Genomic DNA, 15,873 nt, shown 5'->3' on the forward strand with positions numbered 1-15,873 from the left:
GGACGACCGCGTCAGGCGGTGATGCGCTCCCGCGCGGCCTGGCGACCGGCGCTGCCGCGCGTGCTGAGCACGACGACGGTGACCGCACCGACGAGGAGTCCGGCGAGCACCATGTGGGTCCCCACCAGGCCGACCGGCAGGCCCGTGCGCGCCTGGGTCAGGCCGACGGCGATCTGCACGAACTCGACGACGAGCAGGACGAGGGCCCAGCGGCTCGACAGCCGGAGGACGACCGCGCCGACGACGAGCGCCAGCGTCAGCGCGAACAGCGCGTAGGCCGGGATCGCGTGCAGGTGCTCCATCAGCTGCGGGTCGAACCCGGTGCGGTGCAGACGGCCCCCGTCGACCGCCTCGCTCGCACCCGCGTGCGGCCCGGAGCCCGTGGTCAGGATGCCGACCAGGACGGTGACGACCACCGCGACGACGGTGCCGCGGACCAGGCCGGTGTACCAGCCCGGGACGAGCCGCACCGCGGTGCGCGGACCGTTCATCGAGCGGTACACGAGCGTCGCCGTCACCGCGACGAGCGTCGTCGACACCACGAAGTGCAGCCCGACGACGAACGGGTTGAGGTTCGTGAGGACGCTGAGGCCGCCGATCACCGCCTGCACCGGGATCGCGATGCCCTGGGCGAAGGCGAGCCAGAAGAGCTCGGGGCGCGTGCGGCGCATGCGGACGACGGCGAGGAACATCGCGACCGCGACCACCACCAGCACGAAGGTGAGCAGACGGTTCCCGAACTCGATCACGCCGTGGATCCCCATCTCCGGGGTCGACACGAGCGACTCGGCGGTGCACTTCGGCCACGTCGGGCAGCCGAGGCCGGACGCTGTCAGGCGGACGAGGCCGCCGGTGCCGATCAGCACCACCTCGACGACGAAGGACGCCCAGGCGAGCCAGATCACGCGGGGGTCGACGGCGCGGGGGAGGGACCACCACCGCGGCGTGCGGGTGCCGGGGCGGACGCCCTGCTCGACGGTGGGTCCGACGCGAGTCACGAGGGTGGTGCCTTCCTGTTGTTCCGTGCGGTGAACCTGTAGGATTCGAGGGTTCAGCAGCAGTCAAGTCTAGGCAGGCGCCGGCTCCGAATGGGCCGTGATCGCCGATCGGTCGGACGACTGCGTGGGACCATCGACGTTGCGAGGCAGCAACGCCGTGGGACTCCTGTCGGAGGTCCGCGGTGGAATGGCGTCCGGACGTCACGGGTTGTCCCGACAGACGCTGCCGCGAGAAGGAAACGAGGAGACCATGTCCGACGTGCTCATCGACCGTCCAGAACTCGAAGGGCTCGGCCAGTACGAGTTCGGCTGGTCCGACTCCGACACGGCCGGCGCGTCCGCGCGCCGTGGTCTGTCGGACGAGGTGGTCAGCGACATCTCCGCCCGGAAGAACGAGCCCGAGTGGATGCACAAGCTCCGCCTCAAGGCGCTGACGCTGTTCGACCGCAAGCCCATGCCGTCGTGGGGTGCCGACCTGTCGGACATCGACTTCGACAACATCAAGTACTTCGTGAAGTCCACCGAGAAGCAGGCCCAGACCTGGGAAGAGCTGCCCGAGGACATCCGCAACACCTACGAGCGCCTCGGCATCCCCGAGGCGGAGCGCCAGCGCCTCGTCGCCGGTGTCGCCGCCCAGTACGAGTCCGAGGTCGTCTACCACCAGATCCGCGAGGACCTGGAGCAGCAGGGCGTCATCTTCATGGACACCGACACGGCGCTCCGCGAGCACCCGGAGTTCTTCGAGGAGTACTTCGGCTCGGTGATCCCGGCCGGCGACAACAAGTTCGCCGCGCTGAACACCGCCGTGTGGTCCGGTGGCTCGTTCGTCTACGTCCCGAAGGGCGTGCACGTCGAGATCCCGCTGCAGGCCTACTTCCGGATCAACACCGAGAACATGGGCCAGTTCGAGCGGACGCTGATCATCGCGGACGAGGACTCCTACGTCCACTACATCGAGGGCTGCACGGCGCCGATCTACAAGTCGGACTCGCTGCACTCCGCCGTGGTCGAGATCATCGTGAAGAAGAACGCCCGCGTGCGCTACACGACGATCCAGAACTGGTCGAGCAACGTCTACAACCTCGTCACGAAGCGCGCGATCGCGCACGAGGGCGCGACGATGGAGTGGATCGACGGCAACATCGGGTCGAAGGTCACGATGAAGTACCCGTCGATCTACCTCGCCGGTGAGCACGCCAAGGGCGAGACCCTGTCCGTCGCCTTCGCCGGTCCGGGCCAGCACCAGGACGCCGGCGCGAAGATGATCCACATGGCGCCGTACACGACGTCGTCGATCGTCTCGAAGTCGATCGCCCGTGGCGGCGGCCGCGCCGGCTACCGCGGTGAGGTCCGCGTCGACCCGGCCGCGCACCACGCCGCGAACACGGTCCGCTGTGACGCGCTGCTCGTCGACACGGTGAGCCGCAGCGACACGTACCCGGCGATCGACATCCGCGTCGACGACGTCCAGCTCGGCCACGAGGCCACGGTCTCCCGCGTGAGCGAGGAGCAGCTGTTCTACCTCATGTCGCGCGGCATGCCGGAGGACGAGGCCATGGCCATGATCGTCCGCGGGTTCATCGAGCCCATCGCCCGCGAGCTCCCGATGGAGTACGCGCTCGAACTCAACAAGCTCATCGAGATGAGCATGGAAGGATCCGTCGGCTAGATGTCGAACACCAGCACCAACCCGACACCCACCGACGGGGCCACCCCCGCACCGCGCATCGACCAGCCGGTCGAGCCCTCGGCCGTCGCACAGGGCCAGCAGGCTCCGTCCGCACGCAGCACGCAGGGGACCGAGCGCAGTGCTGGTTCGGAACAGCACGGCGCCCGCGCGCACTCCGACGGCGGCTGGGACGCGAAGGTCCCGGTCCAGACCCGATCCGAGCGGCCGCAGTCCGGTGACCTCGACGCGTTCCCGCCGGTGACCGGCCGCGAGGTCAACTGGAAGTTCGCGCCGCTCGCGAAGCTCCAGCCGTTGCTCGAGGGTGGCCTCGACGGCTCCGCCTACCCGTTCCTGGCGCGCCAGACCGAGGGGGCCGACGTCGAGTGGGGTCGCAGCGACGACCCGGTCGTCGGCACCGCCGGCCTGCCCGAGGACCGCGCGGCCGCGGCGGCCTGGACCGCCCGCGACGCGGTGCTGAAGGTCACCGTCAAGGCGACCGAGGCGCACGAGTCGATCTCGATCACCCGCTCGGACTTCGGCACGCAGGCCCGCGCGGCGCACACGGTCATCACGGCCGAGCAGCACGCCCAGGGCATCGTCGTCATCGACAACCGCGGGTCGGCGCTCCTCAGCGAGAACGTCGAGATCGTCGTCCGTGACGGCGCGCGGCTCACGGTCGTCAGCCTGCAGGACTGGGACGACGACGCGGTGCACGTGTCGACGCAGTTCGCCGAGGTCGGTCGCGACGCCTTCCTCAAGCACGTCGTGGTCTCGCTCGGCGGCGACGTCGTCCGCGTGAACCCCTCGACGCACCTCGGGGCGCAGGGTGCGGACACCGAGATGTACGGCGTGTACTTCGCCGACGCCGGGCAGTACATCGAGCAGCAGGTGTACGTGAACCACGACGCCCCGAACACCCGTGGCCGCGTCAACTACAAGGGCGCACTGCAGGGCGAGGGTGCGCACACGGTCTGGATCGGCGACGTGCTGATCGGGCGCGCCGGTGACGGCACCGACTCGTACGAGCAGAACCGCAACCTGGTGCTCACCGACGGCACGCGCGCGGACAGCATCCCGAACCTCGAGATCGAGACGGGCAACATCGAGGGAGCCGGGCACGCCAGTGCGACCGGTCGCTTCGACGACGAGCAGCTCTTCTACCTGCAGGCCCGTGGCATCCCCGAGGAGGAAGCACGTCGCCTCGTCGTGCTCGGCTTCCTGGTCGAGGTCATCCAGAAGATCGGCGCGCCCGAGCTCGAGGAGCGCCTGATCGCCGCGGTCGAGCAGGAGCTCGCCGACGGCCGGACCGTGGTCGCCGCTGCGGAGCCCGAGGCCGAGCAGGCGGACGCCTGATGGCCGAGAAGGTCTGCGCTGAGTCGGAGATCGCCGTCGACAGCCCGATGCGCGTCGTCGTGGACGGCACCGCCGTGGCGATCGTGAAGGACTCGGCCGGGGCCGTGCACGCGATCGGTGACACCTGCACGCACGGGGACATCTCCCTGGCCGAGGGCTTCGTCGAGGGCGACACGCTCGAGTGCTGGGCCCACGGGTCCCGCTTCTCGCTGGCCACCGGCAAGCCGCAGAACTTCCCGGCGTACGAGCCGGTGCCGGTCTTCCGGGTCGAGGTCCGTGACGGCGACGTCTACGTCGACGTGCACGACCCGGTCCCCGTCGACTGAGCGACACCACCACTCTTCCCGCGCGGCTGACGCCGCACAGCAGCTGTAACCGAAGGAACGCAATGTCCACTCTCGAAATCCGTGACCTGCAGGTCTCGATCGACACCGACCAGGGCACCAAGGAGATCCTGAAGGGCGTCGACCTCACCATCAACGAGGGCGAGATCCACGCGATCATGGGGCCGAACGGCTCCGGCAAGTCCACCCTGGCCTACACGATCGCCGGTCACCCGCGCTACAACGTCACCGGCGGCTCGATCACGCTCGACGGCGAGGACGTCCTCGCGATGAGCGTCGACGAGCGCGCCCGCGCCGGCATGTTCCTCGCGATGCAGTACCCGGTCGAGATCCCCGGCGTCACGGTGTCGAACTTCCTCCGTACCGCGAAGACCGCGATCGACGGCGAGGCCCCCGCACTCCGCGGGTGGGTCAAGGACCTGCGCCAGTCGATGGCCGACCTCAAGATGGACTCGTCGTTCGCCGAGCGCAACGTCAACGAGGGCTTCTCCGGCGGCGAGAAGAAGCGCCACGAGATCATGCAGCTCGAGCTCCTCAAGCCGAAGTTCGCCGTGCTCGACGAGACCGACTCCGGCCTCGATGTCGACGCGCTGAAGATCGTGTCCGAGGGCGTCAACCGCGCGAAGGCAGCGACCGGCCTCGGCGTCCTGCTGATCACGCACTACACGCGCATCCTCCGCTACATCAAGCCGGACTTCGTCCACGTGTTCGTCGCGGGCAAGGTCGCCGAGCAGGGTGGTCCGGAGCTGGCCGAGCGCCTCGAGAACGAGGGCTACGACCGCTACGTGCAGGCTGCAGCGGCGGGCAACTGATGATCACCGCACTCTCCCCGGAGAAGTTCGACGAGGTCGTCGAGGGCCTCAAGGAGGTCCAGGACCCGGAGCTCGGCGTCAACATCGTCGACCTCGGCCTCATCTACGACCTCGCGATGGACGACGAGGCGAACGCCCTCGTGATCAGCATGACGTTGACGAGCGCGGGCTGCCCCCTGACCGACGTCATCGAGGGCGACACCGCCAACGCGCTCGACGGCATCGTCGACGCGTTCCGCATCAACTGGGTGTGGATGCCGCCGTGGGGTCCGGAGCGGATCACCGACGACGGACGCGAGATGATGCGCGCGCTCGGTTTCTCGATCTAGCAGCATCCGACCGACGGACGGGAGGCGCGGTGCCAGCTGGCACCGCGCCTCCCGTCCGTCGTCGGTGCGGTGCGCCCGCCACGCCGAGTGCGCACGATGCGTCACGTTCGACCGGTCCCCGCGACGCAGATCGCCCGCCCGGCGATCGTCGCGCGGCGTGTCGTGCTCGCTCGCGGCGGGAGACAGCAGCCCGGGTCGGAACAGCGACGGGCCCCGCACCAGCAGGTGCGGGGCCCGTCGTCGTGCGGGTGCGTCAGCGGCGGCCGACCAGCTTCCACGCCAGGGGCAGGACACCGGCGGCGATGAGGGCCTTGGCGACGCCACCGACGATGAACGGGTAGAGGCCGGCGGCGAGCACCGACTGGAGGTCGTTCGGCGCACCGAGCTGACCGAGCACCACCGCGAGCCAGGGCAGGCCCGTGACGAAGGGGACGGCGGTCGCCAGGAGCATCGCGACCGTGGCACGCCCGACCTTCCGGTCCCAGTTCCGGCGGGCGAGCCAGCCGACCAGGCCGGCGGCCGGCACGAATCCGATGACGTAGCCGAAGCTCGGCGATGCCAGGGCCGCGAGGCCACCGGAGAACTCGGCGAAGAACGGTGCGCCCGCGAGGCCCGCGACGGCGTAGACGAGCAGCGACAGCATGCCGCGTCGGGCGCCGAGCGTGGCGCCGACGAGCACGACGGCCAGGGTCTGCCCGGTGATCGGGACCGGCCACATCGGCACCTGGAGCTGTGCCATCGCGGCGGTGAACAGCGCGCCGCCGGCGACCAGGGCGGCGTCGGTGGCGAGCCCCGAGGTGCGAAGACGGTCGGCGAGGACTGCGCGGCGAGCGAACCCGGTGGCGTTCGTCATGGATTCTCCTAGAATGGACTGCTGGTCCCGTTCGAGGACCATCGGTCCCGTCAGCGTAGCGGTGCACCTCCCGCACACGTCGTTGTGCACATCACCAACTGATTGGACGTCCTCCTGTGCTTGCCGTGCACGACCTCGAGATCCGCGTAGGCGCTCGCCTCCTCATGGAGCACGTGTCCTTCCGCGTCGAGAAGGGTGACAAGATCGGGCTCGTCGGGCGCAACGGCGCCGGCAAGACCACGATGACGAAGGCCCTCGCCGGCGAGTCGCAGCCGACCGACGGCAAGATCGAGCGCTCGGGGGAGATCGGCTACCTGCCGCAGGACCCGCGCTCGGGCAACCCCGAGGACACCGCGCGCAAGCGCATCCTCGACGCCCGTGGTCTCGGCGAGCTCGTCGAGGGCATCCGCCAGGCGACGCTCGACATGGCGAGCGACGACGCCGACGTGGCCGAGAAGGCGATGCGCCGGTACAGCCGGCTCGACGACCAGTTCAACGCGCTCGGCGGGTACGCTGCCGAGGCCGAAGCGGCGTCGATCGCATCGAACCTCAAGCTGCCGGACCGCATCCTCGACCAGCAGCTGAAGACGCTGTCGGGTGGTCAGCGCCGGCGCATCGAACTCGCCCGCATCCTGTTCTCGGACGCCGAGACGATGATCCTCGACGAGCCGACGAACCACCTCGACGCCGACTCCGTGGTGTGGCTCCGCGAGCACCTGAAGACCTACCCCGGCGGCGTCATCATCATCTCCCACGACGTGGAGCTGGTGGACGAGGTCGTCAACCGCGTCTTCTACCTCGACGCGAACCGTCAGACCATCGACGTCTACAACATGGGGTGGAAGCTCTACCAGCGGCAGCGCGTGGCCGACGAGGAGCGCCGCCGCAAGGAGCGCGCCGGCGCCGAGAAGAAGGCCGCGACCCTGAAGGACCAGGCCGCCCGCTTCGGCGCGAAGGCGTCGAAGGCTGCCGCTGCGCACCAGATGGTCGCGCGCGCGGACAAGCTGCTCGCCGGACTGGAGGACGAGCGCGTCGCCGACCGCGTCGCGAAGATCCGCTTCCCCACGCCGGCACCGTGCGGTCGCACTCCGCTGATGGCCGAGGGGCTGTCGAAGTCGTACGGCTCGCTCGAGATCTTCGCCGGGGTGGACCTGGCGATCGACCGTGGGTCGCGCGTGGTCATCCTCGGGTTCAACGGTGCGGGCAAGACGACGCTGCTCCGGATCCTGGCCGGTGCGGACCGACCGGACACGGGCGAGATCCTGCCCGGGCACGGCCTGCGGATCGGGTACTACGCGCAGGAGCACGAGAACATCGACGTGAACCGCACGGTGATCGAGAACATGGTGTCGGCGTCGACGGACCTCAACGAGACCGAGGCCCGTCGTGTGCTCGGTTCGTTCCTGTTCACCGGCGACGACGGCTACAAGAAGGCCGGCGTCCTGTCCGGTGGTGAGAAGACCCGGCTGTCGCTCGCGATGATCGTCGTGTCGGGCGCGAACGTGCTGCTGCTCGACGAGCCCACGAACAACCTCGACCCGGCGTCGCGCGAGGAGATCCTCAACGCGCTGGCTGGCTTCGAGGGCGCCGTGGTGCTCGTGTCGCACGACGCCGGTGCAGTCGACGCGCTCAACCCCGAGCGGGTGCTGCTGCTGCCGGACGGTACCGAGGACCACTGGAACAAGGACTACGCGGAGCTCATCGAGCTGGCGTAGCGACCCCCTGACGGACGGGCGCGCACCGCTCGACGGCAACGCGGAGCGTTGCGAGGGGCGCGCCGACCGAGCCTGCGAGGGAGGACGGTGCCGGCCGGCACCGCGCCTCCCGTTCGTCCCGGGGTCGCGATCCGTCAGCGGTGCGCGCCGAGCAGCTCGTCCTCGACCTCGTCGTCGGACCTCGGCTTGGCGTCCTTCCGCCGCTGCCGTTCGAGGGCACGCTCGCGCTCCTCGGGGTCGTCCTGGTTGAGGTTCCGGTACTCCTGCACCATCACGTAGGCCAGGAAGCCGAATCCCCCGGCGGCGAAGAGGAACCACTGGATGAAGTAGCTGAGGTGCAGACCGGTGTCCGCGGACGGACGGTCCCACCCGAGGGGCCGGGCCTCCGCAGGAGCGGGGGATTCGGAGGCGAGCTGGCCGTACGCGCCCGTCCAGATCGGTGCGTCCACCTTGCCAGCGACGTCGGCGAGCGTCACCGACTGCACCTGGTCGGTGTGCGACGGGTCGGTGCGGCCGGGGATGCGCGGCTCGCTCTGCTGCAGGCGCGCGATCACCGTCACCTGCCCGCTCGGCGGAGCGGGGACGCTGTCCGGCGCGTCCTGCCGGTTGCCGGTCGGGACCCATCCGCGGTCGACGACGAACGCGCGACCGTCGGCGGTGACGAGCGGCGTGAGGACCTCGAACCCGGGCTGGCCGTTGTGCACGCGGTTGCGGACGAGGAGCTGGTCGTCGACGTCGTACCGACCGGTGACCTCGACCCGGAGCCACTGCTGGTCGTCGGTCCACGACGAGGCCCGGGGGAGCGCCTGGTCGAGCGGCACGGGCGTGTGGTCGTAGTTCTGCGCGATCTGCTCGTTCTGCCGGACGGCCTCGTTGCGCCGGTCCCACTGCCACATCCCGAAGAGCGTGCAGATGATCGCGAAGGCCACGGCGATCGCGAAGTACCCGAGCCAGCGGCGGCTCCGGACGAACCGCCAGCCGACCGTCGGGCCGTCGGTGGTGTCCGCGTGGACGGACCCGGGAGCGGCGTCGCGCTGGAGCTTCGCGGCGTGCTTCCGGCCGTAGCGGGCGCTGGGGTCGAACTCGTCCGTCATCGTCCGGTGCCGCTGGAGCGCACCCCGACGTCGTTCTTCGGGGCGTCCTCCCGCGCACGGACGTCGTCGAGGCTGTCGACGTCCTCGTGCATCCCGGTCACCCGGACCGGGAACGAGCGGGAGCGCAGGTAGTCGGCGAGGAAGTCGCAGTGCTCCTCGCAGGCCGCCCAGATCTTCACGCGGTCGACGGCGTGGATGCGCGGGTTCCGCCAGTTGATCCGCCACTCGGCCGTGTTCGTGCAGCCGGCCCGGGAGCAGACCGGTGTCGCGCCGGGCTCCGTGAAGAGGTCGAACGTCGCCCCCATCAGCGGCGCGTCCGGGACTTCGCGGACCACACACGGGAGCGGTCGCCGTTCCGCTGCCACTCCTCCTGCGCGTGCTGGGCCTGCTCGCGGAGGCGTTCCTGCTCGGCACGGTAGGCCTCGGCCCGGGCGTCCTCCTGCTGCTCGCGGAGGCGGGGGTCGACGGCGTCGTAGAGCTCGATGGCTCCGGCCGGGGCGACGATGTCGCTCTCGGCGTGGTTGCCGGCGTTGGCGAGGATGACCGCGACCCACGGGATGACCGCGGCGAGGACGATCGGGATGACCGCGAGCCAGGTGTGCCAGGTCGTCCACACGAGGACGGCGCCGATGAAGCACACCACGCGCACGGCCATCTGCCAGACGTACTTGGACAGGCGGTGCGCCCGGTCCAGCTCGGGGGAGTCCGGCAGGGACGTGATGCTCTGCGTGGACCCGGAGTGGGTGTGCGTCGCGTGGAACCGGCGCTGCGTCGACTTCATACGGTGTTCTTCCATTCGCCAGGGTCAAGCCTAAGCCCGGACCACCGACAGTTGCCCCGCCGCGCGGGGGACAGCTGCGGGGAACGGCTCCGGTACGCTCGTCCGGGCGTGTCCAGCGGCCCACGGCTCGGCCGTCAGGTCGGCGGACACCGCGTCACCACCACTCGAACGGAGCGATCATGACCACCCCCCGTACCGTCCTCATCACCGGCGGCAACCGCGGCATCGGGCACGCCCTCGCAGCGCGTTTCGTCGCCGCCGGGCACCGGGTCGCCGTGACCTCCCGCAGCGGCCAGGGCGGACCCGAGGGGGCGCTCACCGTCGCCGCGGACATCACCGACTCCGCCTCGGTCGACGCGGCCTTCACGCAGGTCGAGGCCGAGCTCGGGCCGATCGAGGTCCTCGTCGCCAACGCGGGCATCACGAACGACCAGCTCCTGCTCCGCATGTCCGAGGAGGACTTCACGAGCGTCGTCGACACGAACCTGACCGGCACGTTCCGGGTCGTCAAGCGCGCGACCAAGGGGATGATGAAGGCGAAGTTCGGCCGCATCGTGCTCATGTCGAGCGTCGTGGGCGCCTACGGCCAGGTCGGTCAGGTCAACTACGCCTCGTCCAAGGCTGCCCTGGTCGGCATGGCGCGCTCGATCACGCGCGAGCTCGGGTCGCGCGGCATCACGGCCAACGTCGTCGCGCCGGGGTTCATCCAGACCGACATGACCGCAGCCCTGCCCGAGGAGCTGCAGGCCGAGTTCAAGAAGCAGATCCCGGCGGCGCGCTACGGCACGGTCGACGACGTCGCCGACGCCACGCTCTTCCTGGCGAGCGACGGTGCCGGGTACGTCTCGGGTGCGGTGATCCCGGTCGACGGCGGTCTCGGGATGGGGCACTAGCCCCGGACACCGACCGGCGGCCCGCTCGGACCGTCCTCGAGACTCGGCTGGGCGGACACGTTCGCGACGTGGAGTCCGCGAACGTGTCCGCGGAGGCGAGACTCGGCTCCGCGGCGCGTGTGGCTCAGCCCTGCAGGCCCAGCGTCGCGAGCACCGCGGACAGGTCGCGGTCGACGACCGCCACGTCCGCCCGCTCGCGCACCAGCGGCTTCGCGTCGAAGGCCACGCCCAGGGCGGCGACACCCATCATGACCAGGTCGTTGGCGCCGTCGCCGACCGCGACCGTGCGCGACAGCGAGACGTCGTCCGCCCCGGCCCACGCACGCAGGGTCTCGGCCTTCGCCTCGGCGTCGACGACGTCACCGAGCACCCGACCGGAGAGCACGCCGTCGACCACCTCGAGACGGTTCGCCCGGCAGTGGTCGAGGCCGAGGCGCGCGGCGAAGGGGTCGAGCACCTCGTGGAAGCCGCCGGACACGACGCCGACCGTGCCGCCTGCGGCGTGGACGCCCCGGACGAGCTCCTCGGCTCCGCGCGTGACGCGGACCGCCTGCTGCGCGCGGGTGCAGACGTCGGCCTGGAGGCCCGCCAGGGTCGCGACCCGCTCCCGGAGGCTCTCGGCGAAGTCGATCTCGCCGCGCATGGCGCGCTCCGTCACCGCCTGCACCTGTGGCCGGGTCCCGGCGTGGTCGGCGAGCAGTTCGATGACCTCGTCCTCGAGCAGCGTGGAGTCGGCATCGAGGACGACGAGGAAGCGTGGCACGGACCAACGGTACCGACAGCAGGAGGCGCGGCCGACGTCTGTGACGTCAGCCGCGCCTCCAGGCCGGTGCGGCGGGGTCAGGCCTCGACGCGGACGCCCTTGCCGACGTCGGTAGGTGCAGCCCGGACTCGGCGACCGTCCCGGACTAGGCCTCGACGCGGACGCCCTTGCCGACGTCGGTAGGTGCAGCCCGGACTCGGCGACCGTCCCGGACTAGGCCTCGACGCGGACGCCCTTGCCGACGACCGTGATGCCGGACTCCGTGACGGTGAAGCCGCGGGCCTCGTCGGTCTCGCGGTCGACGCCGACCTGCGCACCGGGCGCGATGACCACGTCCTTGTCGAGGATCGCGCGGTTCACGACCGACCCGGCGCCGATGGACGCCCGTTCGAACACGATGGAGTCGAGGACCTTCGCGCCCGAGTCGATCCCGCACCACGGACCGATGACGCTGCGCTCCACCTGGGCGCCGGAGAGCAGGCACCCGAGCGCCACGATCGAGTCGACCGTCGAGCCGGTGTTGCCGTTCGCGTCGCGGACGAACTTCGCCGGCGGCAGGTTCGTCTGCTGGTTGAAGATCGGCCAGTCCTGGTTGTACAGGTTGAAGACCGGGACCGGCGCGATGAGGTCCATGTGGGCGTCGAAGAACGAGTCGATCGTCCCCACGTCGCGCCAGTAGTACCGGTCGCGGTCGTTCGAGCCGGGCACGTCGTTGCGCTGCAGGTCGTAGACGCCGGCGTCGCCGCGGGCCACGAAGTCGGGGACGATGTCGCCGCCCATGTCGTGCTTGCTCGACTCGATCTGGCCGTCGCGGAGCACCGCGTCGACGAGGGCGTCGGCGTTGAACACGTAGTTGCCCATCGACGCGAGGATCTCGTCCGGCGAGTCGGCCAGGCCGACGGCGTCCTTCGGCTTCTCGAGGAACGCGTCGATCTTGGTCGGGTCGTCCTGGTCCACCTGGATGACGCCGAACTGGTCCGCGAGGCCGATCGGCTGCCGGATCGCCGCGACCGTGGCACTGCGGCCGGAGGCGATGTGCGCCTCGATCATCTGGTGGAAGTCCATGCGGTAGACGTGGTCCGCACCGACCACGACCACGATGTCCGGGCGCTCGTCGCGGAGCAGGTTGAGGGACTGCAGGATCGCGTCCGCCGAACCGGCGAACCACCGCTTGCCGAGTCGCTGCTGCGCCGGCACCGACGCGACGTAGGACCCGAGGAGCCCCTCCATGCGCCAGGTCTCGGCCACGTGACGGTCGAGGCTGTGCGACTTGTACTGGGTCAGGACGACGATCTTCTGCAACCCGGAGTTCACGAGGTTGGAGAGCGCGAAGTCGATGAGACGGAAGTTGCCGCCGAACGGGACGGCGGGCTTCGCGCGATCGGCCGTGAGCGGCATGAGCCGCTTGCCCTCGCCGCCGGCGAGGACGATGCCGAATACCTTCTTTGGTGCCATGTGGTTCACAGTAGGCGTCCGGACGGCGAACCCGTTACGTTGAGTCCGTGCGAGTCGATCTACTGACCAGGGAGTATCCGCCGGAGGTCTACGGCGGAGCGGGTGTCCACGTGGCCGAGCTCACGGCTGCGCTGCGGTCGGGGACGGACACGGACGTCCGGGTGCGCGCCTTCGGGGCGTTCCGTGACGAGGAGGGCGTGTGGGCGTACCGCACGCCCGAGGGCCTCGAGGACGCGAACGGCGCGCTCCAGGCGCTCGGTACCGACGTCCGCATCGCCGCCGACGTCGCGGGCGCCGACCTGGTGCACTCCCACACCTGGTACGCCAACGCCGCGGGGCGCATCGCGCAGCTCACCCACGGCATCCCGCACGTGGTCACGGCCCACAGCCTCGAGCCACTGCGCCCGTGGAAGGCCGAGCAGCTCGGGGGCGGCTACCGCCTGTCGAGCTGGATGGAACGTGAGGCGTTCGAGCAGGCCGACGGCGTGATCGCGGTGTCGAAGGCCATGCGGGCGGACATCCTGCGCTCCTACCCGTCCATCGACCCGGCGAAGGTCCACGTCGTCTACAACGGCATCGACATCGACGAGTGGAAGCCGACCGTCGACGAGGACGCCGTGCGCGCGCTCGGCATCGACCCGTCGCGCCGCTCGGTCGTGTTCGTCGGCCGGATCACCCGGCAGAAGGGCCTGCCGTACCTGCTCCGCGCGGTGGCGTCGCTGCCGTCGGACGTGCAGATCGTGCTGTGCGCGGGCGCTCCGGACACGCCGGAGATCATGGCCGAGGTGACCGGACTCGTCGAGTCCCTGCGCGCGGAGCGCGACGGTGTGGTCTGGATCGACCGGATGCTCTCCCACCAGGAGGTCGTGAACGTCCTGTCGTCGGGGACCGTGTTCGTCTGCCCGTCGATCTACGAGCCGCTCGGCATCGTCAACCTCGAGGCCATGGCCTGTGGCATCCCCGTGGTCGGCACGCGCACGGGCGGCATCCCCGAGGTCGTCGCCGACGGGCTGACCGGGCGCATCGTCCCGATCGACCAGGCGCAGGACGGCACCGGCACGCCGAACGACCCGGACCGCTTCGTGGCTGACCTCGCCCGGACGCTGGACGAGGTCCTGGCCGACGAGGGGCTCGCCAAGCTCATGGGACGCGCAGGACGCCTCCGCGTCGAGAGCGAGTTCACGTGGGACGCGATCGCGCACCGCACGCGGCAGGTCTACGACGAGGTGCTCGCCCGGAAGCCGTAGGCTGGAGCCATGCCCTCGGTCGTGCGCTTGTCAGACGTCTCCGTGGTCCGCAACGGGGCCACCATCCTCGACGGGATCTCGTGGGAGGTGCAGGACGACGAACGCTGGGTGGTGCTCGGTGCCAACGGCGCCGGCAAGACCACGCTGCTGCAGGTGGCCGGTGCCCAGACGTTCCCGACGTCGGGCAGTGTCGAGGTGCTCGGCACCGAGCTCGGCGGCGCAGACCTGTTCGAGCTGCGTCCGCGCATCGGCTTCGCGTCGACCGCCCTCGCCCGCCGGATCCCGGTGACCGAGAAGGTCGTCGACGTCGTGCTCACCGCCGCGTACTCGGTCACCGGTCGCTGGAACGAGGAGTACGAGGAGCTCGACGTCCGCCGCGCCCAGCGTGTGCTCGACGAGTGGGGCCTCGGTGACTTCACCGACCGCACGTTCGGTGAGCTGAGCGACGGCGAGCAGAAGCGCGTGCAGATCGCGCGCGCCGTGATGACCGATCCCGAGGTGCTGTTCCTCGACGAGCCGGCTGCGTCGCTCGACCTCGGTGCGCGCGAGAGCCTGGTGCGCACGCTCGGCGGCTACGCGCAGAGCAGCGACTCGCCGGCGATCGTCATCGTCACCCACCACGTGGAGGAGATCCCCGAGGGCTTCACGCACGCCCTCGTGCTCGCCGACGGTGGGATCCAGGCCGCCGGCCCCATCGACGAGGTCCTGACGGCTCCCACGCTGTCCCAGGCCTTCGGCGTGGAGCTGACCGTGTCGAAGGACGCCGGTCGGTACACGGCGCGCGCGGCCTGACGCTCCCGATCCTGCCCGTCGTCTGGTAACGTGGACGGCTGGCGCACGCCGCAGACTTCCCGCGCGGGGGTCCCGATCGAGTCCGCTCGAACCGGCCGTCCGCGCATCTCCCACCATCTCCAACCGAGGAATCTCCATGAAGACCGACACCCACCCCGAGTACAACGCCATCGTCTTCCGCGACCTGGCCTCCGGTGAGACGTTCCTGACGCGTTCGACCGCGACCAGCGACAAGACCATCGAGCTCGACGGTGCGACCTACCCGGTCATCGACGTCGAGATCTCGTCGGCGTCGCACCCGTTCTACACGGGCAAGCAGCGCATCCTCGACTCGGCCGGTCGCGTCGAGAAGTTCAACCAGCGCTTCAAGGGCTTCAGCAAGTAAGTCTGCGTTCGCGCTCGGACGGGCGGTCCTCCTTCGGGAGGGCCGCCCGTTCTGCGTTGCGCGGATGGTCGGGTCGGGGCGGGGCGCCGGGTTCGGGGACGGCGCGCTGTGGTCGGTGAGAACGCGAGACGCGCCCTGCTCCGGATGCTGCGCCCCGGTGCACCGGGGCGCAGGGTCCGGAACGGGGCACGACAGTGCGGGCACGGTGCCACGGTGCCACGGTGCCACGGTGCCACGGTGCCACGGTGCCACGGCGCCACGGCGCCACGGTGCCACGGTGCCACGGTGCCACGGTGCCACGGTGCCACGGTGCCACGGTGCCACGGTGCCACGGTGCCACGGTGCCACGGTGCCACGGTGCCACGGTGCCACGGTGCCACGGTGCCACGG

At 70.4% G+C, this 15,873-nt stretch carries 16 protein-coding genes and 1 pseudogene; 10 read left to right on the forward strand and 7 right to left on the reverse strand.

Annotated features, from left to right (window positions below):
- Positions 1-11: 11 nt before the first annotated feature.
- Positions 12-998, reverse strand: a complete 987-nt coding sequence (locus M3677_RS03370; RefSeq protein WP_251159784.1) for a heme A synthase — start codon at positions 996-998, stop codon at positions 12-14.
- A 250-nt stretch (positions 999-1,248) separates the two neighbouring features.
- On the opposite strand from M3677_RS03370, the gene sufB reads away from it, so the two are divergent.
- The 5 genes from sufB to M3677_RS03395 all read left to right on the forward strand — a co-directional run bounded on the left by sufB (position 1,249) and on the right by M3677_RS03395 (position 5,505).
- Complete coding sequence (gene sufB, locus M3677_RS03375) at positions 1,249-2,667, forward strand: Fe-S cluster assembly protein SufB (protein ID WP_066654410.1); 1,419 nt, start codon at positions 1,249-1,251, stop codon at positions 2,665-2,667.
- Positions 2,668-4,020 carry a Fe-S cluster assembly protein SufD gene (gene sufD, locus M3677_RS03380; RefSeq protein WP_251159785.1) on the forward strand — a complete coding sequence of 451 codons (1,353 nt, stop codon included), beginning with the start codon at positions 2,668-2,670 and terminating at the stop codon, positions 4,018-4,020. It abuts the gene before it with no gap.
- Positions 4,017-4,346, forward strand: coding sequence for a non-heme iron oxygenase ferredoxin subunit (locus tag M3677_RS03385; RefSeq protein WP_066654408.1), 330 nt, complete (start codon positions 4,017-4,019; stop codon positions 4,344-4,346). The genes sufD and M3677_RS03385 overlap by 4 nt, the downstream gene beginning before the upstream one ends.
- 62 nt (positions 4,347-4,408) lie before the next feature.
- Positions 4,409-5,176 (forward strand): Fe-S cluster assembly ATPase SufC, encoded by a 768-nt coding sequence (sufC, locus tag M3677_RS03390; RefSeq protein WP_066654406.1) that lies wholly within the window; start codon positions 4,409-4,411, stop codon positions 5,174-5,176.
- Positions 5,176-5,505: a metal-sulfur cluster assembly factor gene (locus M3677_RS03395; RefSeq protein ID WP_022902786.1), complete on the forward strand. Its 330-nt coding sequence runs from the start codon at positions 5,176-5,178 to the stop codon at positions 5,503-5,505. Before sufC ends, M3677_RS03395 begins: the two co-directional genes overlap by 1 nt.
- 253 nt (positions 5,506-5,758) lie before the next feature.
- Here the strand turns inward: M3677_RS03395 and M3677_RS03400 are convergent, their stop codons facing one another.
- Entirely contained in the window at positions 5,759-6,358 is a 600-nt protein-coding gene (locus M3677_RS03400) for a biotin transporter BioY (protein WP_066654402.1), read from the reverse strand.
- A 116-nt stretch (positions 6,359-6,474) separates the two neighbouring features.
- Here M3677_RS03400 and M3677_RS03405 point away from each other — a divergent pair, with 116 nt between their 5' ends.
- On the forward strand, positions 6,475-8,073 hold the full coding sequence (locus M3677_RS03405) for an ABC-F family ATP-binding cassette domain-containing protein (RefSeq protein WP_066654400.1): 1,599 nt from the start codon (positions 6,475-6,477) through the stop codon (positions 8,071-8,073).
- 134 nt (positions 8,074-8,207) lie between these two features.
- Here M3677_RS03405 and M3677_RS03410 read toward each other — a convergent pair whose 3' ends face one another.
- From M3677_RS03410 to M3677_RS03420, 3 genes and pseudogenes are all read right to left on the reverse strand, one after another.
- Complete coding sequence (locus M3677_RS03410; RefSeq protein WP_081984869.1) at positions 8,208-9,167, reverse strand: SURF1 family protein; 960 nt, start codon at positions 9,165-9,167, stop codon at positions 8,208-8,210.
- 98 nt (positions 9,168-9,265) lie between these two features.
- Positions 9,266-9,472 (reverse strand): annotated as a pseudogene (locus M3677_RS03415) (hypothetical protein); the annotation flags it as partial.
- Complete coding sequence (locus tag M3677_RS03420; protein ID WP_251155007.1) at positions 9,472-9,948, reverse strand: DUF3099 domain-containing protein; 477 nt, start codon at positions 9,946-9,948, stop codon at positions 9,472-9,474. The pseudogene M3677_RS03415 and the gene M3677_RS03420, both read right to left, overlap by 1 nt.
- 179 nt (positions 9,949-10,127) lie before the next feature.
- On the opposite strand from M3677_RS03420, the gene fabG reads away from it, so the two are divergent.
- On the forward strand, positions 10,128-10,841 hold the full coding sequence (gene fabG, locus M3677_RS03425) for a 3-oxoacyl-ACP reductase FabG (RefSeq protein WP_066654398.1): 714 nt from the start codon (positions 10,128-10,130) through the stop codon (positions 10,839-10,841).
- 124 nt (positions 10,842-10,965) lie between these two features.
- On the opposite strand, the gene serB is transcribed toward fabG, so the two are convergent.
- Together serB and glgC are read right to left on the reverse strand one after the other, a co-directional pair.
- Positions 10,966-11,604, reverse strand: a complete 639-nt coding sequence (gene serB / locus M3677_RS03430) for a phosphoserine phosphatase SerB (RefSeq protein WP_251159786.1) — start codon at positions 11,602-11,604, stop codon at positions 10,966-10,968.
- Positions 11,605-11,817: 213 nt separating this feature from the next.
- A complete protein-coding gene (gene glgC / locus M3677_RS03435; RefSeq protein WP_066654395.1) occupies positions 11,818-13,059 on the reverse strand; it encodes a glucose-1-phosphate adenylyltransferase in 1,242 nt (413 codons plus the stop codon).
- Between the two features lie 47 nt (positions 13,060-13,106).
- Here glgC and glgA point away from each other — a divergent pair, with 47 nt between their 5' ends.
- The 3 genes from glgA to M3677_RS03450 all read left to right on the forward strand — a co-directional run bounded on the left by glgA (position 13,107) and on the right by M3677_RS03450 (position 15,483).
- Positions 13,107-14,306 (forward strand): glycogen synthase, encoded by a 1,200-nt coding sequence (gene glgA / locus M3677_RS03440; RefSeq protein ID WP_066654393.1) that lies wholly within the window; start codon positions 13,107-13,109, stop codon positions 14,304-14,306.
- Between the two features lie 9 nt (positions 14,307-14,315).
- The gene (locus M3677_RS03445) at positions 14,316-15,098 is read left to right on the forward strand and encodes an ABC transporter ATP-binding protein (RefSeq protein WP_066654391.1); all 783 of its coding nucleotides are present in this window, start codon (positions 14,316-14,318) and stop codon (positions 15,096-15,098) included.
- A gap of 136 nt (positions 15,099-15,234) precedes the next feature.
- Positions 15,235-15,483 (forward strand): type B 50S ribosomal protein L31, encoded by a 249-nt coding sequence (locus M3677_RS03450; RefSeq protein ID WP_022905175.1) that lies wholly within the window; start codon positions 15,235-15,237, stop codon positions 15,481-15,483.
- Positions 15,484-15,873: the final 390 nt, after the last annotated feature.

This window comes from Curtobacterium sp. P97, from assembly GCF_023712445.1.
Lineage (GTDB): Bacteria > Actinomycetota > Actinomycetes > Actinomycetales > Microbacteriaceae > Curtobacterium.